The following is a 1,130-nucleotide window of genomic DNA, read 5'->3' on the forward strand; positions in this document are numbered from 1 at the left end:
GCGTCCGGCAGCAGCAGCGCCACCAGCAGCAACAGCACCGCCGGGAAGAGGATTTTTTCCCGCTTACTCACCGTGCGCAGCTGCACCATGCGGATTTTCCGCTCCTTCTCGCTGGTCAGCGCCTTCATAATCGGCGGCTGGATTAACGGCACCAGCGCCATATACGAGTACGCCGCCACCGCGATGGCGCCGAGTAATTCCGGCGCCAGTTTCCCGGAGAGGTAAATCGCCGTCGGGCCGTCCGCGCCGCCGATGATGCCGATGGCCGCCGCCTGCGGCAGGGTGAAGCTGATGATGCCGAAGTAGTTCAGCGTCAGCGCCCCCAGCACCGTGGCGAAGATGCCGAACTGCGCCGCCGCCCCCAGCAGCAGGGTCCGCGGGTTGGCCAGCAGCGGGCCGAAGTCGGTCATCGCCCCGACGCCCATAAAAATCACCAGCGGGGCGATGCCCGAGCCGATGGCGACCTTATAGAAAATCGCCAGCACCCCGGCGGAGTAGCCCATATCCACGGCGAGGTCCTCCATCTGCCCCTGCACCGACGGCAGGGCCAGAGCCAGCGCCTCTTTGATGGCGTGGACGTCCGGCGCGCAGTTGAGCTTCGCCGCAATCACCGCCAGCTGCCCGGCGTCGTGGTGGGCCAGCAGGCTCTCCAGCGCGGTCAGCGCCAGCCCGGCCTCCGGAATGTTCGACAGCAGGCCGCCGAAGCCAATCGGCAGCAGCAGCAGCGGCTCGAACTTCCTGGCGATGGCCAGCCACAGCAGCAGCAGGCTCACCAGCAGCATGACGGCCTGGCCGGCGCCGAGGTGCATCAGCCCCATGCCCTGAATCAGGGCGTTCAGACTTTCCATTTCGCGTCCTCTTCCTTACGCCAGGCTCAGCAGGGTGTCGCCCACCGCCACCGCGTCCCCGGATTTCACCGCGATACCGCGCACGGTCCCGGCCTGTGCGGCGCGGATTTCGGTTTCCATCTTCATGGCTTCCAGAATCAGCAGCACGTCGCCTTCGGCCACCGTCTGGCCTTCCGCGGCAATGACCTTCCAGATAGTGCCCGCCAGCGGCGCGGTCACCGGCATGCCGGCGCCTGCCGGGGCGGCCGCCTGAGCCGGGGCGGAAGAGGCCGCCGGCGCGGC

Annotated in this window: 2 protein-coding genes; both read right to left on the minus strand. The window is 67.9% G+C overall.

The window, feature by feature from the left end; genetic code table 11:
• The coding region (locus ABLV11_RS06980; protein WP_316502738.1) for a sodium ion-translocating decarboxylase subunit beta at positions 1 to 848 on the minus strand (848 nt) is incomplete at its 3' end.
• 15 nt (positions 849 to 863) lie between these two features.
• Positions 864 to 1,130 (minus strand): biotin/lipoyl-containing protein (locus ABLV11_RS06985; protein WP_348855244.1); only part of this gene is annotated, 267 nt, incomplete at its 5' end.

It is taken from the genome of Klebsiella sp. GW_Kp181 (assembly GCF_040062315.1).
Classification (GTDB): Bacteria; Pseudomonadota; Gammaproteobacteria; order Enterobacterales; family Enterobacteriaceae; genus Klebsiella; species Klebsiella oxytoca.